Below are 26,534 nucleotides of genomic sequence, written 5' to 3' on the forward strand. Positions count from 1 at the left end.
AGAATATGTTTCGCTTAGTTATACTTAGTTTGGTTTTGCTCTTGTCGGCGTGTACTACAAGTCGAATTGCTGATGATATCGAAATTAGCCCAGCAACTACCGTGGCTTTATTACCGCTTGTTAATCATGCACAAACACCACTGGCAGGTGAGCGCGCTGAAGGTATATTAGCAAGTATTTGGCAACAAAATAAGCTTCCTAAGTTACTTCGTGCACCAAGAAATAGCAGTAAAGACCTGCCACCTTTAGACGATCAATACCGTTTAAACAACGCAATGCAATGGCTCAATACTCAACAAGCTGACTATGTACTTAGTGGCAGTATTGAAGAATGGCGTTACAAAGCAGGTCTTGATGGAGAGCCTGTGGTTGCACTTACTTTATTGCTTACAAAAAACGGTGAAACAACGCCAATTTGGACCGGCACCATTGCAAAAAGCGGTTGGGGACGCGATAGCATTGCAGCAACTGCGCAAGATGTAATTGCCGATTTAGTGTCTTATATTGAGGTTAGTGAGTGAAAACACATTTCTTACGCCCAAGAGACGTTCCTGAGCTACAGATATGGGCTGAGGTATGTTTTTTTACCGCTTTAGCTTTAGGGCTGCCTGTTCTATTTAATGCTGAGGACCCCTATTGGACGCAAGGAGGGTTTTCTTGGCCAGTATTAGGGCCGTTGCTTGTTGCTTTACGCTATGGCTTTTCAAAAGGTTTTATTAGTATTTTAACCTTACTAGTAGGGCAATTATTGCTAATACAAAGCAATATATTAGACCCTCAAAGTGAGTTTAATATTAACGCCATGATTGGCTACATTATTGTAGTTATGGTAGCAGGTGAATTTAGAGATGTATGGGAGCGAACTAATCAACAGCAAAGCATTCAACTAGCCTATGTATCAGACCGACTTGAAAAATTTACGCGCCAGTATCACTTAATTAGCTCATCACATGACCGAATCGAACAAATGCTTGCTGGACATACACTTAGTTTACGTGAGTCATTACAAGCCGTACGAGAATCAATTGGTAAATTAAAAGAAAGACGCTTAGACAGTGCCGCTGAGGTTATTTTAAATCTATTTATAGAATATGGCTCAATAGAAAAAGCAGGCTTATATAAAGTTGAAAACGATAAAATACAAGAGCCTGCACTAGCTAGTGTAGGAAAAATGAGTGAGCCATCTAATTCAGACCCATTAATAGCTGCCATGTTTGACGAAAAAGAACTGGTGTCACTTAAAAATCCAAAGGCTTCGTCGGGTGATAGCAAGTATCATATTGCTATTCCATTGATTGATGTGAACGACACAATTTATGGGGCTATCTTAGTTGAAAAAGTGAAGTTTTTTGCTCTCAAAGAAAACACCCTTACTTTACTTGCCGTTATGGCCGGACATCTTGGTGACCTACTGCGTCACGAAATCACTAATCCAATAATGACCCGTGAAGAGTCGCCATACTTTAAGCGCCAAGTTAAACACGCAAACAAAGAAGCAAAGCGTTATAAAATTCCTTCACACTTTTTAAAGGTGAACGCGCTAAGTATTAATGATGAATCTCGACGGCTGATGGAGTATTTAACCGAGGCTCGCCGAGGGTTAGACATCTATTTATACGATAATGAAAAACAAGTTCTGTTAATACTGATGCCGCTTGCCGATGAGCTTGAAAAAGATGGTTTTGTAATGCGAATGAATAGCTGGTGTAAAGAACGTACCGGTAAAACATTACAAGAACTCGATATTATTATTGAGCAAGAAGTGGCGTTTCCAGTCAATAAGGATGAATTATCTAAACTGGTAGCCCTACATGATTAAAGTTGTGATAGCCGCCTTAGTTGCATGTTTATGCGAGTATTTTGCACTGCAAGAAATTCTTAGTACACCAAACTGGTTTGGTGTACTTTTCCTGCATGCCATTGCAAGCATACTTTTTACCTTTGTAAGCTACGTTTTAATTCCTAAAAAATATAAAACAACGCTTATAAATGGCACGCTATTATTATTCTTATTACTGTTTAGCTTACCTGTATTTGGTATTTTAGGTGTTGTGATGGCGCTTACGTTTGCGCTATGTAAGCCACTTAAAAGTGATGATACCGAAATAATAGAGCATGAAATTCCAGAGCTCCCCTTTGAAGTTCCTGATACTTCAGCGAACCCTACTTATTCAATTGGTGGTGTAAAAGCCATTTTAAAATACGCAAGCGAACCTAACAAACGCTTAACTGCAGTAATGGCTGCTCGCCACATGCGCGACAGCCAAGCAATCCCAATATTAAAACTCGCACTCAAAGATTTAGAAGACGATATACGCTTACTGGCCTACTCAACACTTGATGCCAAAGAAACAAAATTAAACGAAAAAATTAGTGTTTATCAGCAACAAATAGCTAACACCACAAAGCAGCCTGAGCTGAGTAACTTACAACAACAATTAGCACACGTATATTGGGAGCTTAGTTATTTAGGGCTTGCACAAGGCGCTCTAAAAACATATGTATTAGAAAAAGCTGAAGCACTCAGTTTACAAAGTATTGAGTACGCACAAAAACCAGCCAGTTATGTATTTTTAGGGCGTGTTTATCTAGCGCTGGGTCATTACGAACGTGCGCTTGATTTTCTTGTACAAGCAACTGAATTAGGTATGGCGCGTCGCCATGTTTTACCCTACAAAGCCGAAGTTGCCTTTTGCATGAATAAGTATGATGACTGTAAACGCTACTTAAAAGAGTTACCTGAACAACCTAAAGGGAGCGAACTTCGCCAATTACAGGAGTATTGGAATGCCTAAACCCAATGCCGATATATTATTATTATTAGAAGGTACTTATCCTTATGTTCGGGGGGGGGTATCAAGTTGGGTTCATCAAATTATTGAAGGGCTACCTCATTATAACTTTGAGCTTATTTTTTTAGGCGGTGCTTCTGAGCACTATGGCGATATTAAATACACACTTCCAAAAAATGTTACAAAATTGCATGTTCATTATCTAGTAGAGCAAAATAATACTGATATAAAAGCAAAGCACGGCGTTAAATATAAAAAAGAGTTGTTTGAGTTTTGGCAGCAACTGCAAAGTTATTTTAGAGACTCAAAAGAGCCTATTCCCACCGAGTTACTTGAATTTACATTTGAACAACTTGGGCAAAAAAACGGTATAAACGAAGCTGACTTTTTATATAGCGAGTCATCTTGGCAGGTATTGGCTGACTACTATTTAACATTTTGCGACGAATCATCTTTTATTGATTTCTTTTGGTCGTACCGTAATTTGTATAAGCCTTTGTTTAAAATTGCAGATATTGCCCGCCAATTACCGAATGTTAAACTTATACACTCTATTTCTACAGGCTATGCTGGTTTTTTAGGTGCAGGTGCAAGCGTAATTAATAACACGCCTTACTTATTAACAGAGCACGGTATTTATACGAAAGAGCGAAAAATAGACTTAATTCAAGCCGATTGGATAAAAGAGTCTGAAGCTATTTTAGGTAAAAACTTAAATACCGAAATGGGCTTTATTCGCCGAATGTGGATCACTTTTTTCGAGCAAATTGGCCGCACGAGTTACCACCAAGCCGATAGAATAATTTCACTATACGAAGGTAATAGGCAGCGCCAAATTAAAGATGGAGCCTGTGAGAAGCGCTCTTTAGTCGTACCAAACGGCATTAAAACCGCTCACTACGCTAAAGCACTGGCTGCACGTTCTAAAACTATTCCATTAACAGTAGGCTTAATTGGGCGTGTAGTACCAATCAAAGACATTAAAACCTTTATTCGTGCCATTAAAGAAGTGCAATCAAGCATGCCCGCAATAGAGGGATGGATCATAGGTCCTTTTGAAGAAGACCCAAAGTACTACAAAGAGTGCAAGTTACTGGTGGGCAGCCTTGAGTTACAGAACAGTGTGAAGTTTTTGGGTATGCAAAATATAGCTGAAATACTCCCTAAATTAGGCCTTGTTGCATTAACATCTATTTCTGAAGCCCAACCCTTAGTGTTACTAGAAGCAATGGCAGCAGGCGTACCTGTTCTAGCCAGTGATGTTGGCTCGTGTCGAGAAATTATTGAAGGTGCCACAGAACAAGACAAGGCTTTAGGTAAAGCAGGTGAAGTTGTTTCTATTGCATCGCCAAGCGATACAGCCGTACAAATTACAAGCATACTTAATAACGACGATAAATGGCATGAGTATCAATCAAGCGGCTTAAAACGTGTAAAAGCATTTTATGACGAAAGCCACATGTTTGCCCGATACGACAAGCTTTATAAGGATACAATGTCATGGCCGGAATAGGTTTTGAGATACGAAAAATTCTCAAAAAAAATACCCTCCTCTCTGTTTTTGAAGCCTATAGCTACGCTGGTCTCATTGGTTCAGGCCCTTGGTTATTGTCAATCATCGCACTAATGCTTATTGGTATTTTAAGCCTTGGAATAGTATTACCTAAGCTGTTAATTATTCAGTTTCTAACCCTGATAACTTACATGATGGCGGCCTCGTTAATATTAACTGGCGGCTTACAGCTTATGCTAACGCGCTTTGTGGCAGATTTATTTTTTACAAAAGACGACGACTCAGTACTCCCCAATTTACTTGGTGCGCAACTTATTACAACGATTGGTGCATTACTGGTTGGATTTGCTGTTTGGCCATTTTTACCTTTACCCGTTGTAACCAAGATTATTATTTTAGGTGGCTTTGTTAGCCTTTGTAATCAATGGCTTGGTGCTATATTTTTATCGGGTATGAAAGAGTATCGGCTTATTTTAATCACTATGCTCAGCGGGTACGCGTTTATGGTGCTACTTGCATTATTACTACGTGACTGGCAATTAGATGGACTCTTTTTTGCTTTTTTTGCAGGTGAGGCACTGTTATTTTTTAGTTTTTTATTCATGATTATTCGTCGCTACCCAGGTAATAAACTAATAAGCTTCGACTTTATGAGTCGAAAAAAAGTCTATTACATGCTGTTCTTTTGCGGGCTATTTTACAATATTGGCGTTTGGGCAGATAAAATTTTGTTTTGGTTTTCACCAAGTACATCCATACATATTATAGGCCCCCTTAGAGCTAGCCCAATTTACGATCTCCCCATATTTTTGGCCTATTTATCAATTATCCCCGGCATGGCGGTATTTTTAGTAAGAATGGAAACTGACTTTGTAGAACAATATGACCGGTTTTATTCTGCGATAAGGGGTGGCTCCTCGCTCGAAGAAATTTACTTTTTAAAAGACAACATGATAACGACAGCCCGAGGTGGCTTGTACGACATATTTAAAATTCAAGGCATTACTGTTGCATGTTTACTATTGTGGGGCGAGCAAATTCTTACCTACATTGGGATTGATCCTAACTATAAAACACTACTTTTTATTGATGTAGTAGGCGTAGGCGTGCAGGTAATATTTTTATCTATTCTCAATATTTTGTTCTATCTTGATAAGCGCTTTACTGTGTTGGTTCTTTCGGGCCTATTTTTAGCATTAAACATTGTGCTTACGTATTTATCTATTGCACTTGGGCCACAGTTTTATGGCTACGGATTTGCCCTTTCTACAATAATTACTTCTGTAGTTGGCTTGTTTTGGTTATCTAGGCAGTTTGAAGACCTAGAATACGAAACGTTTATGTTGCAATAAAAACACTTACACCTAATAAAAAGTAGCTAATATATTTATTGTTTATTAGGTGTAAACTTTATTTACTTACCCAGCGGGCTTTAAAACCACGTGTATCTACATGTATAAATGCCCCTCGGTGCGGTTTAGGGCCATAAACGCCCAACCCACCTAATAAGCCTTTAAATGATTCGCGTCTGGCTAAAGACTCTACAATATTTGCCATCACTTTTGCATCTTCAATAGTGTATTTTGCATCTTTATTAATATCATCCATACGGTAATTTCCATCGTTATCGATAAAAATATCTGCTGCGTCCCCAAACACATGACGGCTCAGTTTCACATTCCCAATGGCTTTATTGTAATAAGGTGTTCGGTAACCACTCATCACCACCATGTTACTAACTGGAATGCCTTCTAAAATTAGTTCCTTACGAATCATTTCTAACTTTAGCAGCAGTTTATTTTGTAAAAAAAGATACTTGGGATGATTGCTTTTTTGCTTACTCACAAATTCTTTTAAAGAAAAGTGAGGCGATAATTTGGTACTTTCATTCTCTGGGGTCACTTCAACAAACCCGTCAGGAACAATATAGTGCTTTGAATCTTTTATTTGCGATGGCTTTGGGTAGTGCCCTATTTGGTAATATTTTAGCTTTCCGCCCTCTACTCTATCGGCAGGTACTTTTACAAACACGTTAATTTTCATACGCTGTTTTTTATTTGGCGATTCAATTATTACCGATGTTAAGCCGGGAGTATCCGGTGCCTGCCATTGCCAACGGTTAGTATCATTTAGCATGAACTTTTCATCGCTAATTAATGTGTAAGCATCGGGTGATTGCGCATATAGCACTTCAAATTCAACCTGCTCATTGGGCATTACAAACACCGAAAAAAGTGAGTATGGCATGACAATATCGTTAATTTTTAAACTAAATTCTGCATCCTCAAAAACAGGCCTGTTTTGTATATCAACAACCTGATGAGCCGTTTTAGCAGGCTGAGAAGCAAATAAATGCGTACTAAGCAGAGTAGTCAGCATACTAATTAATAAAATACCGATTAATTTCATATTACCTCTCATTATTTACTTTCTAATAATGCTGCAATAACCGACTGGTTATCATTTTTTATGAGTGCTTTTTGATCGCGTTTGTAAATATCATCTCTAAAATTAACGAGCTTGTTTTCATCCACCCACGCAGTCCAATAAACTAAATGAATAGGTAATGGCTCGTCCAAATAAAATGTTTGTGTGCTGTTTTCATTTCGTGCATCGTTAACTTGTGCCAATGCATGCTCTTCACCTTGGTGTTTAATTATTTCTTGAGCAAGTGAAAAAGGGTCTTCAATTCTTATGCAGCCATGCGATAGCGCACGTCTTGTTTGGCTAAATCGCTGCTTTGCAGGTGTATCATGAACATATATAGCCTCGGGGTTAGGGAACAAATATTTTACTTCACCAAGGGGATTTTTTTCACCCGCACGCTTCACTAAAAAATGGTCAAACTGATAAGGCTTAATTGAATCCCAATCAATATTATTTGAGTTAACTGTTTGTGAGTCTATGTAGCTGTTTTTTCTGATTTCAATATTGTTTTTAACAAGGTAATCAGGATCTTCTGCTACTTTAGGGGCTATTTCCCTAGTAGCAATTGAAATAGGTATGCGCCACTCAGGATTAACAACAAATTTTTCTATTTCATCACTAAATGCCGGTGTTTCCCAGCTAGGTTTGCCAACAATCACGTTGTTTTGAAGTTTAACATCACCTACTTTCACATAACGCAACTGATACTCAGGAATATTTACATACACGTACTGTTCATCGCTCGAACCGGCAAAGTTGGTAATGCGATAAAAGTTTAACTTTAGCTTATTGAGTTTTTGCTCAGCTGAAATATTAAGTTTAGCAAACGTGTTTTTGCCAACTCGTCCATCAACGTTTAAGCCATGGCGATGTTGAAACTGCTTTACAGCGCGCTCAATATGTTCATCAAAAATGCACGGCGCTTTAGTGCATACGTTAGTGAGTAAATCTTGTTCTTGAAATAAACGCATAGCGAGTAAACTTACCGCTTTACTGTTACTACCTAGTTCAAGCAACTCGCTGGCGGGTAAAGAAATAAACCCACCGCGATTCACTATTTCTTGGTACCAATTAATCGCTTTTTCAGTACGCTTTATTAATTGGGCTGAGTATTGATCAAAGTAATAGCTATCTTTAGTTTGCGTGTAGCGCTGCGAGCTGTAGGTGGTCAGTGATGAGCTGGCAAGTAAAACACCATCAAGATCATCATTCGCGAGTAAAGGTGAAGCAAACATGCTTGCTAAGCTCACAAACAAAGCCCCTTTCAAAGTAGCTTTGTTTGTTTTGGTAAAACCTTTTTTTGTAAATAATCCCTTCACGGTGCGCCCCTCGCTAAATAGTGTTGATAAATGCATGTGTACTTGCCGTTTAATTATCAACGAGAGGTGCAACGTCAGTGCCAAAAACAAACTCAACACTAAGACACTGAAAAGGTTAGGCTTATTAAAATAAAATCATTTCATTTAAGTTACAATACAAACTACTTGTGTAATAAATATACTCAAGTGTGTAAAGTTGCTATGTCGATTAATCGCTTAAAAACGCTAAAAAACCACGTTCGTATCTGCTTAAATACTTAGTCTTGCGAGGTAACGTAAGTGACTCACGCCACGCATTTTGAGCTGCTTCATCTTCTTTACACAGTGTAATTAAATCAGGGTGAACATAAGATTTGCGTGCTATTGCTGGGGTATTACCTAATTGCTGAGATACACAATCGAGCATGCTTTTTAAGGTAAGTGCGCCTTTGGCTTTAGCGAGCTGCTTAAAAGCAATAACGCTTGCTCGCCAGGTTCTAAAATGTTTTGCACTAAACTCCTCCCCCATTATGTGCTGTATATATTGGTTTATTTCGCTCGATGTTACGTTAGTGCGCTCACCTTCACTTATATACTGAAATAGATGTTGCCCAGGTAAGTCTTGTAAGTCTTTAATTACATGGCTTAGTACTCTGTCGGTAATGTTAACCTCACGCTCTTTTCCAGATTTAGCCCGGTATTTTAACTGAATATTTTTCCCAGTCAGCTTTGCGTGTCGGGTGCGTAAGGTTGTAGCGCCAAAGCTTTTGTTTTGTTTTACGTTTCGCTCGTTACCGACTCTAAGTGCCCCTAAGTCCATAAGCCTAACTACTGCAGCTAATGTACGTTCTACATTAAGCTCACTGCCTTGTAAGTCTGACTCCAAGCGAGCTCTCAATAAAGGAAGTTTATGGCCAAATACACCACAAGCCTGGTATTTTTTGGCTTCTTGCTGAGCTCTAAACTCTGGGTGGTATCGGTATTGTTTTCTCCCTTTACTGTCAAACCCTGTCGCTAAAATATGTCCGTTTTCTTCGGGGCAAAACCATGCGCTTTTATACGCAGGCGGAAATGCTAAGCCATTCAAACGCTCAATAACCGCTTCATCTTTTATTACTTTGCCAATAGGGTCGAAATACTGCCATTGCTTGTTTTTAAGCTTTCGAGTGATACCAGGTAAATTATCATCCACATAAATTAACTTCATAATCACTGCACTCCGTTTTGATCAATGACAGCCTATAAAACATTTAAACTAACATATTCAAATAACCTTAAACTGAACACTATTATTGATATACAATCAAAAATTAAGCAATAATGTTTAAAGTGCATACGTTATTGTAACTCTACTGATATTCCCTTTTTTGGATGTGTTATTTATAAGGAGCATTTAATGGCTTTTGATTACGGATCAATCGATCTTGGACTAAAAAACCCTTTTAAACTAGAAGGTAAAGTAAAGGCTGTAAGAGGGCTGATTGAGGCTGTTGTGGGTGTTAGCCTGTTAGTTACCGCATCTAGCTCTGTAAAAGACGATGCTACCGCAGGTTGGATTTTGATGATATTTGGCATGTTAATACTCGCGCTAGGTATTCGTACCTTATCTGGCGGTATATATGCCACACTTAAGTACTTTGTAGGAAGAAATCACCCTACATCGCTGGCGTTTAACTTTAGTAAATCGCAAACCTCAACTGCACAAGAAGAAAAAAACGAAGTAGCCTACACAGCACAAACATTAGAGGAAATGCTTGTTGGGCGCAAAAACAGTACGTTCAAAGAACCAAACGGCTTTTTATCTCGCTTACTACACAGCTTAATACCAAAACTATTATTTCTACCCTATCCAATACGTAATGTTGCCCAACGTTTATTTGGCTCATGGGTTAGCACGCTGGTTGCACTTATTGCTTATGCGTTGGTTGCATTTGTATCACTGTCAGGCTTTACAGGCGAAGCAGGAGAACTTGCTTTTCCGATATATAGCGCAATTTTAATGTTTTACGTGCTGTTTTCTTGGCGTTCGTCTGGCAAACCCATTTCACGAAATGCCGAAAAAAACATTGAAGCCTTGGGTACGGGTGCGCTTGCTAAAATCATTTCCTTATCGTTTATATTACCCATTGCTATAGGGCTTTCTATGTCGTGGCTAATGCAAGAGCAACGCATTAGTAAACAACAAATAGACAACTGGCTAGAACAATTACCTAGCCTTAATGCTGGGCTGTATTTAACAGCCATTATTATACTCGCTACACTAAGTTGCGCCCTTGTGTTTGTAATGATTAAAGCTCGTTTAAATATTGTGACCCCCACTGCCGAGGTATCAGAACTGAGAGAGAACTGGCAAGAGTCTGTTCATCCCGATGAAATTTTTATAAACCTTGATAATTTAGTGATGGCAAACCGTCGTTACAAAGAAGTACCTAATAGGGTTTACCGTGAGCTAGATCCTAAATTACAAGAGCAAATTGAAGGCAAAGGCGGCTTTAAAGGTGAAATGATTCAAGAAATCCAACCTAAACTGCACACGATGGATTTAGGTAAGCACTTTAGTCTTTCGCGTTTAATTGCGTTAATTAGCGGTAACTTACTTTATATTGTAGCGCTTACTTTTACCGTATTACTTGCCTACTCGTTTATTAATATTTACCACTATATTAATGCAGCAAATATAAATAGCATTGAGCAAGCGTTTAATAATCAAAATATTATTGAGTTTAGTGAACTGTTAATGGCAAGTGTTCACTTATTACTGATTGGTGTATTAATTAAAGCCTTTGCCCAGTTGCTAAGCAACAGTGCACACTTGTTTTTTGCCGAAATGCAATTTGAATCTTTACTGGTATATTTTAAATGCGAAGGCACATTTACTGAGTCAAAAATATCAACAGGTACAGGTATTCACGATAGCACTCGTTCAGAAAACACCTTAGTGCGCAGCAGCATAACACCTTGGGTGATTGTTTCGCGTGTCGTTTCGACAACCTTTGCCGCAACAGGTATGAAAAACCTTGAGCATCCTCGCCATATTATGGAAATGCACAAAGATGAAGGTCAATTACAAGCAATCAAAAAAGATGTAATCGCCTTTTTGAAAGACCGCGAATCCATAGCCTCTATTACGAGTGAACGCGATTTAGGTAATGCATCTCAACTACATCAGTTGAATCAACAAACTCGCGCAATGCCTATGCAACCTACTCTAACTAAAGACGATGAAGAAGCCGCTGGCTTTTTACGTCAAGAAGACGACTTGGCGTCTGAGCCAAAAAAATAGCATTTTCAGATAAATGCCACCTGTATAATTGGGTGGCATTTTTTATTTACCTAAATATGCCCCACCGCTATGTAACGTCTAAATTAAACTAAAAGCGTGCAATAACATGATTAATATTTGATTAGCCCACAAAGCCCTTGCTTTATGTGTTAAAACACAAATAATGAAACATTAATCACAGGGTAAGAATGAGGAAAATGAGTTACATACTAACCACCCAATGTGCCGACGATGTGGGCTTAATTGCTAAAATCACCGGGCTTTGTCATCAAAATAACTTGAACATTACTCGTAATAACGAATTTGTAGACAAAGACGCCAAACGTTTCTTTATGCGCACTGAGCTGACGGGGCAACCACAAAGTGACTTTTTAGAGCAGCTACGCGCTTTATTACCTGAAGGCGCCAAACTTGCATTGCACGACGATGCAAAAACTAAAGTGGTGCTGCTTGCCACCAAAGAAGCACACTGCTTAGGTGGTATGCTATTAAAACAGTTTGAGCAAACACTTAATATTGAAGTGCTAGCTGTTATTGCTAACTACCCTGATTTAGAACCACTTGCTAAAGGGTTTGGTGTGCCATTTCATGTGGTATCGCATGTTGGGCTAAGCCGAAGTGAACATGACCAACAAGTAGGTGACTTAATTGCTAGTTATAACCCAGATATAATTGGTTTAGCCAAGTATATGCGTATTTTAAGCCCTGAATTTGTAGGCCGCTTTGACGGTAAAATTATTAATATTCATCACTCTTTTTTACCCGCATTTATTGGTGCAAAACCGTATCATCAGGCATTTGAGCGCGGCGTAAAAATTATTGGTGCAACGGCTCACTTTGTAAATAATGAATTAGATGAAGGCCCAATTATTTTGCAAGACGTGACAAGTGTTACGCATGCTAACACGGCTGAAATGATGGCAAAAATGGGTAAAGACGTTGAAAAAACAGTTTTTTGTAAAGCGTTGCAACTCGCTTCAGAGCACAAGCTATTTATAAATGGTAATAAAACCGTGGTATTTAGCTAACGCTTATAAACCTTTGTAGTTACCCCGCGTTAATTTTATAAAAAAAGCCAGCTTAGCTGGCTTTTTATTGTTCGCATATAATAAGTAATTATGGCGTGTAATACGTAGGAGACTCAGGCCCTACCGGCATGCCAAGTAAAAATACCCACACATAAAACAAAATGACCCAGCCAATAAAAAATATAATGCTGTATGGCAGCATGGTGGCAACCAGAGTACCTATCCCCATATCTTTTTTGTACTTAACAGCCACAGCAAGGATTAAACCAAAGTAACTCATCATCGGGGTTATTAAGTTTGTTACCGAGTCACCAATACGGTAAGCCGCTTGAATAGTTTCTGGCGCGTAACCGATTAGCATAAGCATAGGAACAAAAATAGGCGCTGTAATCGCCCATTGCGCTGACGACGAGCCTAAGCTTAGGTTTACTAGTGCACACATTAAAATAAACAATACAAATACTTCAGGACCTGTCAGGTTTAAAGCTTGTAAAAGCGCCGCACCATTTATAGCTAAAATAGTGCCTAAATTAGTCCACTTAAAGAATGCTACAAACTGAGCCGCAAAAAATACCAAAACAATATATAACCCCATTGAGCTCATACTTTTACTCATGGCGTTAATAACATCTTTATCGTTTTTCATAGTGCCAACAACACGGCCATACACAAAACCAGGAATACTAAATGTCACAAATATAATAACCACAATCCCTTTTAAAAAAGGAGAACCCGCAACTTCACCGGTTGCAGGGTTTCGTAAAATGCCATCGTCAGGAACGATGGTCCAAGCAAGTAATAAAGAGACTGCTAATAAAGAAACGCCAGCCCATTTTAGACCCGATTTTTCTTGTTGAGTAAGGGTGTCTATGCTGTTTTGAGACAGATCAATACCGGCTTCGTCTGGGTTATATTTACCTAAACGTGGCTCAACTATTTTTTCAGTCACCAAAGTACCTAGTACTGAAATTAATAGCACCGATATCATCATAAAATACCAGTTTGCCTCTGCGCCAACAACATAGGTTGGGTCGATCATTTGAGCCGCAGGAGTTGTAATACCAGCAAGAAGTGGGTCAATAGTTCCTAATAATAAGTTAGCACTATAGCCACCCGACACGCCTGCAAATGCAGCGGCAAGGCCAGCTAAAGGATGACGTCCTAAACTGTGAAAAATCATCGCTGCGAGTGGAATTAAAACCACATAACCTAGCTCTGAGGCGGTATTAGACATAATAGCGGCAAACACCACCATAAACGTAACTAAACGTTTAGAAGCGCCCATTACCATGCCTCGCATGGCTGCAGAGAGCAAACCCGAGTGCTCAGCAACGCTTACACCAAGTAGTGCAACCAACACGGTACCTAAGGGTGCAAACCCCGTAAAGTTAGTGACAAGCCCAGCCATAATGCGCTGTAAACCTTCAGCGCTTAATAAGCTTACGACTTCAATAACGCCATCAGCGTCGCGCCCTGGCGCACCTACCGGGCGAGGGTCTATCGCACTTAATCCAAACCAATCTGCAATACCGCTAAACACAACAATTGCCACTGCAAATATTGCAAATAGTGTAATTGGATGAGGCAGCATATTGCCTAAAAATTCGACGGTGGCTAAAAACCGATTAAACAACCCCTTATTTGGGTTGTTGCTAGGTGAGTGTGTGGAGTCTGTCATACCCTGCTCTTAAAGTTATAAAATTGCCGTAACCTAGCATTATTTGTAATTTAGATCATGTATAAAAGGTGAATGGTTTGTGAGTAAAGTCAAAAAACACAAAAGGAGGAATAGGTATTAAGCCTGTTTTTTATCAGTAAAAGATAAAAAAGCATAAATGCTAAGCAGACGCTGCCTAGAGGAGCTAACCTACGCCTGCTCTAAATTTAGCGAGTTTCAAAACATAACCGTCAATATACTCTTGCGCTAAAATACCAATTCAAAATAGCGGGTAAAATTATAACGGTAATAAATCGCTTCAAAGCCGTTAAACCATTATTGAGCTGGCTCAATAGGCTCTAGTTGTAATTTAGCAGCGATCAGTACGGCTTGTGTTCGGTTATAGACACCGAGCTTTCTAAAAATTGCGGTAATGTGTGCTTTTACTGTTGCTTCTGAAATATGCAACTCATAAGCAATTTGCTTATTGAGTAATCCTTCATGCAAATATTGTAAAACGCGGTATTGCTGAGGTGTAAGAGAAGCGACTTGCGCTGCAATTTCTCTGTCTTCACCTTCAATTTCGGCTACTTTGTTTTTAAGCTCTTTTGGCAGCCATGTATCACCTTCAAGTATTTGGTTAATTGCATTGGCAATATCGTCCGATGACGATGATTTGGGAATGAACCCCATAGCACCATAACCCATGACTTTAGAAACAATATTAACGTCTTCACTGCCTGAAACCACAGCAATAGGTAAACTTGGGTACTCTTCTCGGATACGAATAAGACCATACAAATCACCATTACCTGGCATATGAAGGTCTAGCAGTAATATATCAAGATCTTCTTGCTCGCTTAGCACTTGCAGTGTGCTATCAAAATCTGACGACTCGAACACTTCTAGCCCTTCAAATTTTGCGCTCAGTGCGCCCTTTAGTGCTTCACGAAATAACGGATGATCGTCCGCTATTAAAAACTGACTCATGGTTCACTCCTAAAAATTCGGCTGATACTTATTACTAAGTAACAGCCGATATACTACGTTTAGAATTAACTTGTAATCAAGCTTTTAACGTGTATTTATCGATTTAATCGATTATCGATAAGTTCATCCACTACCGACGGATCAGCAAGGGTTGACGTATCACCCAATTGCTCGTGCTCATTGGCAGCAATTTTGCGCAAAATTCGACGCATTATTTTACCTGAGCGTGTTTTAGGTAAACCCGGAGACCATTGAATCATATCTGGAGAGGCTATTGGGCTGAGCTCTTTACGAACCCAATTACGAACCGCTGTTGTAAGCTCATCACTCACCGTGACCCCTTCGTTAGGCGTAATATAAACATAAATGCCTTGGCCTTTGATATTATGCGGGTAACCTACTACTGCAGCCTCTGCCACAGCTTCATGGGCAACTAATGCGCTTTCTATTTCAGCAGTGCCTAAACGGTGCCCCGATACATTGAGTACATCATCAACACGCCCTGTTATCCAGTAATAGCTATCTTCATCACGACGACAACCATCACCGGTAAAGTAAACGCCAGGGTATGCACTAAAGTAAGTTTGTTCAAAACGCTCATGGTCACCATAAACGGTACGCGCTTGTGATGGCCAGCTATCTAAAATAACTAAATTGCCGTCAACCGCGCCCTCTAGTGTATTTCCCTCTGCATCATAAAGTGCCGGAGCAATACCAAAAAATGGATGGGTTGCAGAACCCGGCTTCGTGTCTGTAGCACCAGGTAGTGGCGTGATCATAATGCCACCTGTTTCTGTTTGCCACCAGGTATCCACAATTGGACAATTAGATTTACCTATACTCTCGTAGTACCAGTTCCATGCCTCTGGGTTAATTGGCTCACCTACTGAACCCAAAATACGTAAACTATCGCGATGTGAAGTTGCGGTAGGCTCATCACCTTTGGCCATTAATGCTCGAATCGCTGTAGGCGCAGTATATAAAATAGTGACACCATGCTTATCAACCACCTCACCCATTCTTCCTGCGCTTGGGTATGTAGGTACGCCTTCAAATACAACTTGTGTACAGCCATTCACCAGCGGTCCGTATGCAATATAACTGTGCCCAGTGATCCAACCTACATCGGCACTACACCAATACACATCATCATCTTGTAAATCAAATACGTACTCGTGAGTCATTGACGCATAAACTAAATAACCGCCAGTTGTGTGTACAACCCCTTTAGGTTGGCCTGTTGAACCTGATGTATACAAAATAAATAGCGGATCTTCTGCGTTCATTGGCTCTGGTTCACACTGCGCTGGCAAGTCAACGACTAAGTCGTGCCACCAAATATCGTGATCGTGCCAATCAACTTCACCACCTGTTAACTGATGTACAATCACGTGCTCAATAGTGGTTACAGAATCTTGTAATACGGCTTCATCAACATTCGCTTTTAATGGCACGCAGTTACCTGCACGTCGGCCTTCATCAGATGTAATGACCACTTTCGCACCTGAGTCTTTAATACGGTCAGCTATTGCCGAAGGTGAAAAGCCACCAAATACAACTGAGTGAATTGCACCAATGCGAGCACACGCTTGCATAGCATAAATAGCCTGCGGGGTCATTGGCATGTAAATAGCAACTCGGTCACCTTTTTGCACACCTAGCTTTTTTAAACCATTAGCAAATTTGGCCACTTCATCGTGTAATTGCTGATACGTAATATTTTCGCTTTGTGACGGGTCATCACCTTCCCAAATAAGTGCAATTTTATCGGCTTTGGTTTTTAAATGACGATCAATACAATTATAAGAGGCATTTAAGAAACCATCTTCATACCATTTGATACTGATGTGCCCTTTATCAAAAGAGGTGTTTTTAACTTTAGTATAAGGAGTAGACCAATCGAGGCGTTGCCCATGCTCTCGCCTGAAGCTTTCGGGGTCATTAATTGACTGCTGGTACATCGAATTATATTTATTTTTATCAACGAGTGTTGTGTCTTTTATATGATTAGGAACAGGATAGATACTTTGTGACATCTTAGTCTCCGTTTAAATTACTTGCCTTAGGCTCTTAACAAGGATTACTCAGCAGTGCTTTATTAAGTATTAGACCTTAGTTGTACTCGCCTCCATATTACTAATTTGTACTATATAATTAATAAGCTTAAATATTTTTACCTAAACAATACATGATGTTAAATAAAGGTAGCAAAAGATTACTTCACTGTTAAACCTTAGTCTTATAGACCAATAGATAATTGAGTAAACACTACACATATCTAAAGTATTTGTGTTGAACAATTAAGCAAATCTAAAAACTATTGCATGCATTGTTTAAAAATTAAAAGAATATTTATTAACACTGAACAGACTCACACTATTTATTTTTATTCGTAATCTATACCTGTAGCAAGTATTGGCAAAAACGAGTAAAAAATTATAAACAACAAGTAGCCTAAACAAGGGATACCAGTATGAAAATAACTCCATTAAAAACACTCGCAGCAAGCGCTGTTTTATGTGCACTATCAAGCACTACTTATGCGGCTACAGCTGCAAAGATTGGTGACACAGAGTTCACTTACGGCGGATATATTAAACTCGACACGATGTGGAGTGATTATTCAGCGGGTGCCTCTGCTGGTACAAGCGTTGGTCGTGACTTTTATGTACCCAGTACTTTAACTGTAGGTGATGATGACAGCTCAGACGCAGTATTTGATATGCATGCGCGTCAATCGCGTTTTAATTTTGGTACGTCGACCTTGCTAGATAACGGTAAAAAAATTAACAGCAAGATTGAAATTGATTTTCTTGCCTCAGCCGCAGGTGGTAATGAACGCGTATCAAACTCTTTCGCTCCACGCATCCGCCACGCTTTTATAACCTACGACGGATGGTTATTTGGCCAAACATGGTCAAACTTTCAAAACGTAGGCGTTCTTCCTGAAACGTTAGACTTTGTAGGCCCTGCTGAAGGCACAGTGTTTGTTCGCCAAGCTCAAATTAAATACACAACAGGTGCGTGGTCTTTCTCATTAGAAAACCCTGAAAGCACAATCACAACAACAGGCGGAGCACGCGTTGCAACTGATGATGCTTCGCTTCCTGATTTTACCGCACGATACACACACAAAGCAGACTGGGGTAACCTTGTTGTAACCGCACTTGCTCGCCAATTAACGTATAAAGTGGGCGGTATTGATGCTGATGAAACGTCATTTGGCGTAAGTGCATCGGGTATGTTTAAAGTAGGCGACGACAACATTAAATTTATGCTGACACAAGGTAAAGGTTTAGGCCGATATGTAGGTTTAAATGTTGCTCATGGTGCCGTACTCAATGGTGATGAGTTAGATGCAATCGACTCAACGTCTGGCTTTGTTGCTTATCAGCATAAATGGAGCAGCCAATGGCGTTCAACATTCCTTTACTCATTCTTTTCAGCTGACAACAACACTGATTTGTTGAGCATTTCAGGTGATCCAACTGAATCAACGCAAAGCTATAGCGCAAATATTTTATACTCTCCGGTTAAACGCCTAACATTTGGTGCAGAGTTAAAACATGCTGAGAGAGAAACTCAGAGCGGTATTGATGGTGATTTAGACCGCTTACAATTCTCTGTTAAATACGCTTTTTAGTTTAAAGTCTACTCCATAAATTAAGCGGCTTAGGCCGCTTTTTTTTATGCGTATAACTTTAAATTTGGTTAATAAACCTCTTAATTAAACCCTACATAATTTTAAAATAAACCTAAGGGTATTAATTAAGCTGGCCCAAATTAGTTAAAAGATAAATAAACCACAACAATGCAATTGCAATTGCAAATCAATATCATTTAGATTAGCATAAGTTCCAATTTTTTAACGAACTGGAACCGATATGTCGTCCCCTACTATTTTGCGTTTGTCTAAACTAAGCATTGTTACTTCTTTAATTTTATCTGGAAATACGTTTGCGCAGGAGTTAAAAACTAACAACGAGTCATTAGAGAAAATAGCCGTATATGGCCAGCATCATAAAAACTACATTACCGAAGATGCGCAGTCTGCAACTAAGTTAGGCCTATCAATAAAAGAAACCCCACAAAGTATTTCGGTTGTTTCGCGCGCATTAATGGACGATTTTTCGTTAGATGATATTAACTCCGTTCTTGAAAGCACACCCGGTGTAACGGTGGAGCAAATAGAAACAGATCGGACTTACTTTAAAGCCCGTGGATTTGAAATCACAAACTTTCAAGTAGATGGCTTGGGTATTCCACAAAGTTCGGGGTCAATTCAAGGCTCATTAGATACCTCTATTTACGACCGTGTTGAAATTGTTCGTGGGGCTAACGGTTTAATGACCGGTGCAGGAAACCCTTCTGCAACAGTGAACATGGTACTTAAAAAACCGACCTACATAACACAAGCGCATGCATCTGTATCTTATGGCTCCTGGAATAACAAACGACTAGAGGTTGATGTTTCGACTCCAATAAACGATGAGCACGCTGTACGCGCGGTATTTACTAAGCATAAAGCAGAATCTTACTTGGACCGTTACGAAACTGACAAAACAATAGGTTACTTAGCCTATGAAGGTAAATTAACAGATGATACAACACTAAGTCTCAACTACGTTAATCAACAAAAAGATGCCGATAGCCCGCTTTGGGGAGCATTACCCCTTTACTACACTGATGGCTCAGCCACTGATTACGATGCATCTACTAGTACTGCATCAGATTGGTCATATTGGGACAACAGTGCTGAACAGGTCTATGTAACACTTGAGCAAAACTTATCAGCAACTTGGGTAGCAACCGCCCGTTATGCACACATTGAAAACGAGCAAGATTCAGAGCTGTTTTATGTTTATGGCACACCCGATAGAGAAACAGGTCTAGGCCTTACAGGTTACGCAAGCCGTTATGATTACGAGGATAAACACGACCTGTTTGATCTATACGCTAGTGGTAAGTTTGATTTATTTGGCCAAGAGCACGACCTATCATTTGGTGTTAGCCAAGCAAACATGGATTATAACGAGCAGTCACTATACGATTACACAACGGGTAATGGCTTTCCTGCCATGCCATCGCTTGATACATGGAATGGCGTAGCGCCAGAAGCAACACTTGCAGATGGTTTAAACGGCAGTGATATTGAAAACAAGCAGCAATCTGCTTATATATCTACTCGCATAAAACTTAGTGACCCACTAAGTGTGCTTGCAGGTGTTCGTTACACCGACTGGGAAACAAAAGGCACTGCGTATGGAGTAGTGCAAACACGAGATGACAGTGAAGTTATTCCTTATATAGGTGCGGTTTACGACTTTACAGATTCACTCTCAGCCTACGCAAGCTATACCGAAACATTCGTGCCCCAGGAAGAGCTGGATATAAACGCTGAGCAACTTGCCCCCATTACAGGCAAAAGTAGCGAAATAGGTTTAAAAGCACAGCTTTTAGAAGACCAAGTGTTTTTAACGTTGGCGTACTTTGATGCTAAACAAGAAGGCCTTGCTGTTGCACTACCTGATTCATTACCGAGTGATACGCGCTACTATGCTGCTGATGGCATTAGTAGTGACGGTTTTGAGGTAGAACTAAGCGGTAAACTTACTGAGAGTTTAAGCACTAGCGTAAGCTTCAGTAATCTAAGCATTAAAGGTGACGATTTAGTAAAAGACTACACACCAGAAAATCAATTAAAACTTGCCGCTACTTATCAGGTACCGTTTTTTGAAGGCTTAACATTTGGTGCAAACTATCGCTGGCAAGGTTCGGTGAGCCGTGTACAAGTCTTTGACGCAACGGGTACAGCACTTGTAACAACAAACCAAGGTGCTTATGGTATTCTTGATTTGATGGCTAACTACAAGATTACTCAAAACGTAGGTGTTACTTTTAACGTAAATAACACCACCGACGAAAAGTATTTGCATAGCTTATTTTGGGCGCAAGGTTACTACGGAGCGCCGCGTAACTATGCCTTATCTGTTAACTGGCAACTGTAAAGTTAATTATAAGTATATTTTAATCACACAATTTAAGCGACACAGCTTTTGTGTCGTTTTTCATTTTTAAAACTGTAGTTACAAAACCGCCATAGTGTTAATACAGTAAACCCGATGCTATTAAGGCTTAATAACCTAAAAACAGCACGTTTAGTTAGGCGAATTAATAACGACTTAATAAATGCTTTCACACAAAAAAACGCTAACCATTACTGGCTAGCGTTTTTGTAAAGCTCGGGTCAAATCAAGCTTGAAGAACGTTTTAAACCTTAAAGGTCAGCGTCATTACCAAGTACATCTTCGCCATCTTCTGGTTCAATTGTCGCTTTAAGCAATAACATATCGCGTAGTTTGCCTTCAATTTCGTTTGCAATTTCTACGTTTTCTTTTAAGAATTTAATTGAATTGTTTTTACCTTGTCCTACCTTGTTACCATTGTAGCTGTACCAAGCACCTGCTTTTTCAACAATTTTGTGCTTAACACCTAAATCAATTAGCTCGCCTTGCTTAGAAATACCTTCACCATACATGATAATAAATTCGGCTTGTTTAAACGGAGGCGCTACTTTGTTTTTAACAATTTTAACGCGCGTTTCGTTACCAACAACTTCATCACCTTCTTTCACCGAACCAATACGACGAATATCAATACGAACTGATGCGTAAAACTTAAGCGCGTTACCACCGGTTGTTGTTTCTGGGTTACCAAACATTACACCAATTTTCATACGAATTTGGTTAATGAAAATACATAATGTATTTGAACGTTTAATATTACCCGTAAGCTTACGTAATGCTTGCGACATTAAACGTGCTTGTAAGCCCATGTGCGAGTCGCCCATGTCGCCTTCAATTTCAGCTTTAGGTGTTAGGGCTGCAACTGAATCGACAATCACAACATCTACAGCACTTGAACGCACTAACATGTCACAAATTTCTAACGCTTGCTCACCCGTATCTGGTTGAGAAACTAACAGCTCATCAATGTTAACACCTAGCTTTTGAGCGTATACAGGATCTAGAGCATGCTCAGCATCAACAAAGGCACATGTTTTACCTTCTTTTTGAGCTTGTGCGATAACTTGCAAAGTCAGTGTTGTTTTACCTGAAGATTCAGGACCATATACTTCAACAATACGACCCATTGGTAAACCGCCTATGCCTAAAGCAATGTCGATCCCTAATGAACCTGTAGATACTGCATCAATGTTCAGGGCTTTATTGTCGCCCAGCTTCATGATTGAACCTTTACCAAATTGACGCTCAATTTGTGATAGTGCAGCGTCTAACGCTTTTTGTTTGTTATCGTTCATTTTGTTCTCCAAATCCGGCTAATGCGAACAAGTATACTGTATGAAACCACAGTATCAAGCGAAATTTATAAATTTATCTTTTCAATTGTATTTTTCAAAGCAAATTCAATAGCCTGCATTCTAACTTGGGCTCTATCACCACTAAATATTTGCTTAAATGTAAATTGTTTATCTGCAATTTGTAGGCAAAACCATACAAAACCCACTGGCTTATCTTGTGTTGCTCCACCCGGCCCTGCTATCCCCGATATAGCAATAGCAACGTCAACATTAGCAATATTTTTTGCACCCAACGCCATTTCTTTTACGGTTTGCTCGCTCACAGCACCATACTGCTCTAACGTACTCGTCGCTACATTGAGTAGTTCGTGCTTTGCCTCATTGCTATAAGTAACAAATGCACGCCCTAAATAGAGCGAGCTGCCAGGTGTGTCTGTTAGTGCATAACTCACTCCACCACCTGTGCATGATTCAGCAGTAGTGATCCATAAGCATTTATCCGTTAAAATAACACCTAATTTCGCAGCAAGTGTTTTAATCTCTTGATGTAATTCCATATTCAGCCTTTGGGTAAATACATGTCGTTTGATCTTTTTGCACCACACACTATAAAACAACAAACCCCTATGATGCAGCAGTATCTAAAAATAAAATCAGAGCATCGCGATATTTTATTGTTTTATCGTATGGGTGATTTTTATGAGCTTTTCTTTGACGACGCAAAACGTGCAGCTCAATTGCTCGATATTTCGCAAACTCAACGCGGCAAAGCCGGTGGCGACCCTATTCCTATGGCAGGTGTGCCTTATCATGCCGTAGAAAACTACCTAGCTCGTTTAGTACAAATGGGCGAATCAGTTGCTATTTGTGAACAAGTTGGCGACCCCGCAACCAGTAAAGGCCCTGTTGAGCGAAAGGTAGTGCGCATTGTTACACCGGGCACTATTTCAGATGAGGCGCTTCTTCAAGAACGACAAGACAACTTACTGACCAGTGTCTGGCAAAATAAAAAAGGCCAATACGGTGTTGCGTATCTTGATATAAATTCTGGGCGTTTTAACGTTGTAGAAGTCAATACTGACGAAGCGTTAAGCTCAACGCTACAACGTTTATCGCCAGCAGAATTGCTTTATAGCGAAAATTTTGAAAACACCCATCTAATCGAACATATTAAAGGCGCTCGTCGTCGCCCTGAATGGGAGTTCGACTTAGATACGGCTCAGCACTTATTATGCGATCAATTTGGAACAAAAGATTTAGTTGGATTTGGTGTAGAAAAAGCTCACTCAGCGCTCGTAGCTGCAGGCTGTTTAATGCAATACGTGAAAGATACACAGCGCATTGCTTTGCCTCATATTCGCGCCATTACACTTGAGCATAACGAACACGCTGTTATATTAGATGCCGCTACCCGTAAAAATTTAGAACTAACGGTTAATCTATCGGGTGGATTTGAAAACACGCTTGCACAAGTACTTGATAAAACAGCCACGGCAATGGGCTCACGCTTATTAAAACGCCGCATTCATACACCTGTTCGAAATAAAGACGAGTTGAACTCTCGTCTAAATGCTATTAGCGCAATTTTAGACGTACAACTGTGCGGCGAATTGCACGAGTCTCTAAAAGAGATTGGTGATATAGAACGTGTAATAGCGCGTTTAGCATTATGCACTGCACGCCCAAGGGATTTAACACGCTTACGCAGTGCACTACAAGCACTTGCCCCCCTGCATAATTTATTAAGTGATGCGAGCGACCCACGCATTACAAGTATTATCAAACACTCGCCTGAATTACCTGAGCTACAAGCATTGCTAGAGCGAGCTGTTATTGATAACCCGCCAGTACTTATTCGTGATGGGGGCGTAATTGCGCCGAGTTATAACAGTGAACTTGATGAATGGCGTAACCTAAGTAAAGGGGCAACTGATGTACTTGAGCAGCTTGAACAACGCGAGCGTGAACGTACTGGGATTAGTACGTTAAAAATTGGCTATAACCGAGTGCACGGCTTTTTTATAGAAGTGAGCCGCGCTAATTCACATTTAGTACCTGCTGATTATATTCGCCGTCAAACGCTTAAAAATAATGAACGCTATATTATTCCAGAGCTTAAAGAGCATGAAGACAAAGTACTTGGTAGCCAATCAAAAGCACTCGCGCTTGAGAAACAATTATACGAAGAGTTGTTTGAATTTATCGCCCCACACATTGAACAGCTGCAAATAATGGCTGCAGCGCTTGCTGACTTAGATGTATTAAATAACTTAGCAGAGCGTGCCTTTGCGCTTAATTATACTAAACCAGAGCTTTGTGACAACGACAACATTAGCATTCAACAAGGCCGTCATCCGGTTGTTGAACAGGTAATGAAAGACCCATTTATTGCAAACCCTGTAGAGCTTAATAGTCAGCGCAAAATGCTGATTATTACCGGTCCAAATATGGGTGGTAAATCAACCTATATGCGCCAAACAGCACTTATTGTATTAATGGCGCACATCGGCTGCTATGTCCCTGCCGATAGCGCAAAAATAGGTAATATCGATCGTATATTTACGCGTATTGGTGCAAGTGATGATTTAGCGTCTGGCCGCTCAACCTTTATGGTTGAAATGACCGAAACCGCCACTATTTTAAATAATGCGACAGCGCAGTCGTTGGTATTAATGGATGAAATTGGGCGTGGTACAAGTACCTATGACGGGCTTTCGCTTGCATATGCCACAGCGAATCATTTAGCATCAAAAATATCCGCTAAAACCCTGTTTGCAACTCACTACTTTGAATTAACTGAGCTTGCAGAGCAAACGCAGGGCCTTGTAAACGTTCACCTTGATGCAATAGAGCATAACGACACTATTGCATTTATGCATACTGTGTTGGACGGTGCAGCAAGCAAAAGCTTTGGTTTACAAGTAGCCGCGCTGGCAGGTGTGCCTAAAGCGGTAATTTCACAAGCTAAACAAAAGCTTAAGTTACTTGAAAATCACCAAAGTGTTACTGCACCTAATGCTGAGCAACACGCATTTTCATTTAATAACGGCACTGTTATTGAACCTTCATTAGTGGAAGAACAATTAAGTGCAATTGACCCAGATAACTTATCGCCTCGTCAAGCACACGAATTGCTCTATAAATTAAAAGCGTTGCTTTAACAAAAAATGCCGAAGAATAATTTCTTCGGCATTTTTTATTCAAGCCTTGTAAGGCCTTACATTTATTATTAAGAAAATTGGTTAAATAAACTATCTGTGCTTAACCCTTCTTGTTGCAAAATATCTTTTAAACGACGTAGTGCTTCGACTTGTATTTGTCTTACTCGCTCTCGTGTTAGCCCTATTTCTCTACCTACATCTTCAAGTGTAGATGGCTCATAGCCGAGTAATCCAAACCTACGCGCCAGTACTTCACGTTGCTTAAGGTTTAATTCCCCTAACCAATCAACAATGTGTTTATTAATTTCTGTGTCTTGCACTTCACCTTCAGGGCCGTTGCCTTTTTCGTCAGGTAAAATATCAAGCAGCACGCTGTCGTTTTCGCCACCAATAGGCATATCAACCGACGCTATTTTTTCATTCAAACGTAACATTTTGGTTACGTCTTCAACTGGCTTGTCTAGGCATTCAGCTATTTCTTCAGCTGTTGGCTCATGGTCGAGTTTTTGGGTTAGCTCTCGCGCTGTACGTAAGTAAACGTTTAGCTCTTTCACTACGTGGATGGGCAAACGAATAGTGCGTGTTTGGTTCATAATGGCGCGTTCAATTGTTTGACGTATCCACCATGTTGCATAGGTTGAAAATCTAAACCCGCGTTCAGGGTCAAACTTTTCAACAGCACGAATTAACCCTAAATTACCTTCTTCAATTAAATCGAGTAGCGCTAGTCCACGGTTATTGTATCTACGTGCAATTTTAACAACTAAACGTAAGTTGCTCTCAATCATACGTTTACGAGAGGCTTCACAGCCTTTGAGGGATTTACGCGCGAAAAATACTTCTTCTTCAGCGCTTAATAATGGAGAGAAGCCTATTTCACCTAAGTAAAGTTGGGTGGCATCTAGGTTTTTAGTCACTTCATCTTTGGCAAATATGTCTTCGTCATCTACTTTTTCAAGTAGCGGTGTTGCTTCTTCAACGGTGTTTTCATCAAACTTGTCGTCATTGCTGATATTTTTTTCAATCTTTGCTGCGCTAGCCATAAGCCTTCTCCAGAGCAATTA

General features: G+C 39.9%; 19 protein-coding genes. 10 read left to right on the forward strand and 9 right to left on the reverse strand.

All coding sequences use genetic code 11. The features are described 5' to 3' along the window. Positions 1-5 precede the first annotated feature (5 nt). The 5 genes from R0J88_RS08035 to pelG are packed head-to-tail and all read left to right on the forward strand — an operon-like array spanning position 6 to position 5,657. Entirely contained in the window at positions 6-521 is a 516-nt protein-coding gene (locus R0J88_RS08035) for a protein PelC (RefSeq protein WP_410899616.1), read from the forward strand. Further along, the gene (locus R0J88_RS08040) at positions 518-1,819 is read left to right on the forward strand and encodes a PelD GGDEF domain-containing protein (RefSeq protein WP_410899617.1); all 1,302 of its coding nucleotides are present in this window, start codon (positions 518-520) and stop codon (positions 1,817-1,819) included. Before R0J88_RS08035 ends, R0J88_RS08040 begins: the two co-directional genes overlap by 4 nt. Further along, positions 1,812-2,795, forward strand: a complete 984-nt coding sequence (locus tag R0J88_RS08045; RefSeq protein ID WP_410899618.1) for a tetratricopeptide repeat protein — start codon at positions 1,812-1,814, stop codon at positions 2,793-2,795. The genes R0J88_RS08040 and R0J88_RS08045 overlap by 8 nt, the downstream gene beginning before the upstream one ends. Next, positions 2,788-4,305: a GT4 family glycosyltransferase PelF gene (pelF, locus tag R0J88_RS08050; protein ID WP_410899619.1), complete on the forward strand. Its 1,518-nt coding sequence runs from the start codon at positions 2,788-2,790 to the stop codon at positions 4,303-4,305. The genes R0J88_RS08045 and pelF overlap by 8 nt, the downstream gene beginning before the upstream one ends. After that, positions 4,293-5,657: an exopolysaccharide Pel transporter PelG gene (pelG, locus tag R0J88_RS08055; RefSeq protein WP_010555847.1), complete on the forward strand. Its 1,365-nt coding sequence runs from the start codon at positions 4,293-4,295 to the stop codon at positions 5,655-5,657. Before pelF ends, pelG begins: the two co-directional genes overlap by 13 nt. Positions 5,658-5,715: 58 nt before the next feature. On the opposite strand, the gene R0J88_RS08060 is transcribed toward pelG, so the two are convergent. From R0J88_RS08060 to R0J88_RS08070, 3 genes are all read right to left on the reverse strand, one after another. Continuing rightward, a complete protein-coding gene (locus tag R0J88_RS08060; RefSeq protein WP_410899620.1) occupies positions 5,716-6,714 on the reverse strand; it encodes a D-Ala-D-Ala carboxypeptidase family metallohydrolase in 999 nt (332 codons plus the stop codon). Between the two features lie 11 nt (positions 6,715-6,725). Next, complete coding sequence (locus R0J88_RS08065) at positions 6,726-8,087, reverse strand: L,D-transpeptidase family protein (RefSeq protein WP_410899621.1); 1,362 nt, start codon at positions 8,085-8,087, stop codon at positions 6,726-6,728. A 172-nt stretch (positions 8,088-8,259) separates the two neighbouring features. Then, positions 8,260-9,237 (reverse strand): DNA topoisomerase IB, encoded by a 978-nt coding sequence (locus tag R0J88_RS08070; protein WP_305397678.1) that lies wholly within the window; start codon positions 9,235-9,237, stop codon positions 8,260-8,262. Positions 9,238-9,426: 189 nt separating this feature from the next. Here R0J88_RS08070 and R0J88_RS08075 point away from each other — a divergent pair, with 189 nt between their 5' ends. Together R0J88_RS08075 and purU are read left to right on the forward strand one after the other, a co-directional pair. Beyond that, positions 9,427-11,313: a hypothetical protein gene (locus R0J88_RS08075; RefSeq protein WP_410899622.1), complete on the forward strand. Its 1,887-nt coding sequence runs from the start codon at positions 9,427-9,429 to the stop codon at positions 11,311-11,313. A 197-nt stretch (positions 11,314-11,510) separates the two neighbouring features. Next, complete coding sequence (gene purU, locus R0J88_RS08080) at positions 11,511-12,341, forward strand: formyltetrahydrofolate deformylase (RefSeq protein WP_010555843.1); 831 nt, start codon at positions 11,511-11,513, stop codon at positions 12,339-12,341. Positions 12,342-12,429: 88 nt separating this feature from the next. On the opposite strand, the gene R0J88_RS08085 is transcribed toward purU, so the two are convergent. The 3 genes from R0J88_RS08085 to acs form a co-directional block, all read right to left on the reverse strand. Next, a complete protein-coding gene (locus R0J88_RS08085) occupies positions 12,430-14,019 on the reverse strand; it encodes an AbgT family transporter (RefSeq protein WP_410899623.1) in 1,590 nt (529 codons plus the stop codon). Between the two features lie 315 nt (positions 14,020-14,334). Further along, positions 14,335-14,988 (reverse strand): response regulator transcription factor, encoded by a 654-nt coding sequence (locus R0J88_RS08090; protein WP_006791970.1) that lies wholly within the window; start codon positions 14,986-14,988, stop codon positions 14,335-14,337. A 95-nt stretch (positions 14,989-15,083) separates the two neighbouring features. Further along, positions 15,084-17,024, reverse strand: coding sequence for an acetate--CoA ligase (gene acs / locus R0J88_RS08095; protein ID WP_410899624.1), 1,941 nt, complete (start codon positions 17,022-17,024; stop codon positions 15,084-15,086). A gap of 437 nt (positions 17,025-17,461) precedes the next feature. Here acs and R0J88_RS08100 point away from each other — a divergent pair, with 437 nt between their 5' ends. Beyond that, positions 17,462-18,631: a DcaP family trimeric outer membrane transporter gene (locus R0J88_RS08100; RefSeq protein WP_410899625.1), complete on the forward strand. Its 1,170-nt coding sequence runs from the start codon at positions 17,462-17,464 to the stop codon at positions 18,629-18,631. Between the two features lie 241 nt (positions 18,632-18,872). Then, positions 18,873-20,996 (forward strand): TonB-dependent siderophore receptor, encoded by a 2,124-nt coding sequence (locus R0J88_RS08105; RefSeq protein ID WP_410899626.1) that lies wholly within the window; start codon positions 18,873-18,875, stop codon positions 20,994-20,996. A gap of 269 nt (positions 20,997-21,265) precedes the next feature. Here the strand turns inward: R0J88_RS08105 and recA are convergent, their stop codons facing one another. Both recA and R0J88_RS08115 read right to left on the reverse strand, forming a co-directional pair. After that, positions 21,266-22,309: a recombinase RecA gene (gene recA / locus R0J88_RS08110; protein ID WP_410899627.1), complete on the reverse strand. Its 1,044-nt coding sequence runs from the start codon at positions 22,307-22,309 to the stop codon at positions 21,266-21,268. Positions 22,310-22,374: 65 nt separating this feature from the next. Further along, a complete protein-coding gene (locus R0J88_RS08115; RefSeq protein ID WP_410899628.1) occupies positions 22,375-22,866 on the reverse strand; it encodes a CinA family protein in 492 nt (163 codons plus the stop codon). 21 nt (positions 22,867-22,887) lie between these two features. On the opposite strand from R0J88_RS08115, the gene mutS reads away from it, so the two are divergent. Then, positions 22,888-25,470, forward strand: a complete 2,583-nt coding sequence (mutS, locus tag R0J88_RS08120; protein ID WP_410899629.1) for a DNA mismatch repair protein MutS — start codon at positions 22,888-22,890, stop codon at positions 25,468-25,470. Positions 25,471-25,538: 68 nt separating this feature from the next. Here mutS and rpoS read toward each other — a convergent pair whose 3' ends face one another. Next, positions 25,539-26,513: an RNA polymerase sigma factor RpoS gene (gene rpoS / locus R0J88_RS08125; RefSeq protein WP_410899630.1), complete on the reverse strand. Its 975-nt coding sequence runs from the start codon at positions 26,511-26,513 to the stop codon at positions 25,539-25,541. Between the last annotated feature and the right edge of the window lie 21 nt (positions 26,514-26,534).

It is taken from the genome of Pseudoalteromonas sp. SIMBA_162 (assembly GCF_046535955.1).
GTDB classification, from domain to species: Bacteria; Pseudomonadota; Gammaproteobacteria; order Enterobacterales; family Alteromonadaceae; genus Pseudoalteromonas; species Pseudoalteromonas marina.

Coding starts and splice junctions, on each gene's coding strand:
- R0J88_RS08090 (WP_006791970.1), bottom strand. CDS start 14,988: ATGAGTCAGTTTTTAATAGCGGACGATCATCCGTTATTTCGTGAAGCA.
- R0J88_RS08075 (WP_410899622.1), top strand. CDS start 9,427: ATGGCTTTTGATTACGGATCAATCGATCTTGGACTAAAAAACCCTTTT.
- acs (WP_410899624.1), bottom strand. CDS start 17,024: ATGTCACAAAGTATCTATCCTGTTCCTAATCATATAAAAGACACAACA.
- R0J88_RS08035 (WP_410899616.1), top strand. CDS start 6: ATGTTTCGCTTAGTTATACTTAGTTTGGTTTTGCTCTTGTCGGCGTGT.
- R0J88_RS08065 (WP_410899621.1), bottom strand. CDS start 8,087: ATGCATTTATCAACACTATTTAGCGAGGGGCGCACCGTGAAGGGATTA.
- rpoS (WP_410899630.1), bottom strand. CDS start 26,513: ATGGCTAGCGCAGCAAAGATTGAAAAAAATATCAGCAATGACGACAAG.
- R0J88_RS08115 (WP_410899628.1), bottom strand. CDS start 22,866: ATGGAATTACATCAAGAGATTAAAACACTTGCTGCGAAATTAGGTGTT.
- pelG (WP_010555847.1), top strand. CDS start 4,293: ATGGCCGGAATAGGTTTTGAGATACGAAAAATTCTCAAAAAAAATACC.
- R0J88_RS08100 (WP_410899625.1), top strand. CDS start 17,462: ATGAAAATAACTCCATTAAAAACACTCGCAGCAAGCGCTGTTTTATGT.
- pelF (WP_410899619.1), top strand. CDS start 2,788: ATGCCTAAACCCAATGCCGATATATTATTATTATTAGAAGGTACTTAT.
- R0J88_RS08045 (WP_410899618.1), top strand. CDS start 1,812: ATGATTAAAGTTGTGATAGCCGCCTTAGTTGCATGTTTATGCGAGTAT.
- mutS (WP_410899629.1), top strand. CDS start 22,888: ATGTCGTTTGATCTTTTTGCACCACACACTATAAAACAACAAACCCCT.
- R0J88_RS08105 (WP_410899626.1), top strand. CDS start 18,873: ATGTCGTCCCCTACTATTTTGCGTTTGTCTAAACTAAGCATTGTTACT.
- R0J88_RS08060 (WP_410899620.1), bottom strand. CDS start 6,714: ATGAAATTAATCGGTATTTTATTAATTAGTATGCTGACTACTCTGCTT.
- purU (WP_010555843.1), top strand. CDS start 11,511: ATGAGTTACATACTAACCACCCAATGTGCCGACGATGTGGGCTTAATT.
- R0J88_RS08085 (WP_410899623.1), bottom strand. CDS start 14,019: ATGACAGACTCCACACACTCACCTAGCAACAACCCAAATAAGGGGTTG.
- R0J88_RS08070 (WP_305397678.1), bottom strand. CDS start 9,237: ATGAAGTTAATTTATGTGGATGATAATTTACCTGGTATCACTCGAAAG.
- recA (WP_410899627.1), bottom strand. CDS start 22,309: ATGAACGATAACAAACAAAAAGCGTTAGACGCTGCACTATCACAAATT.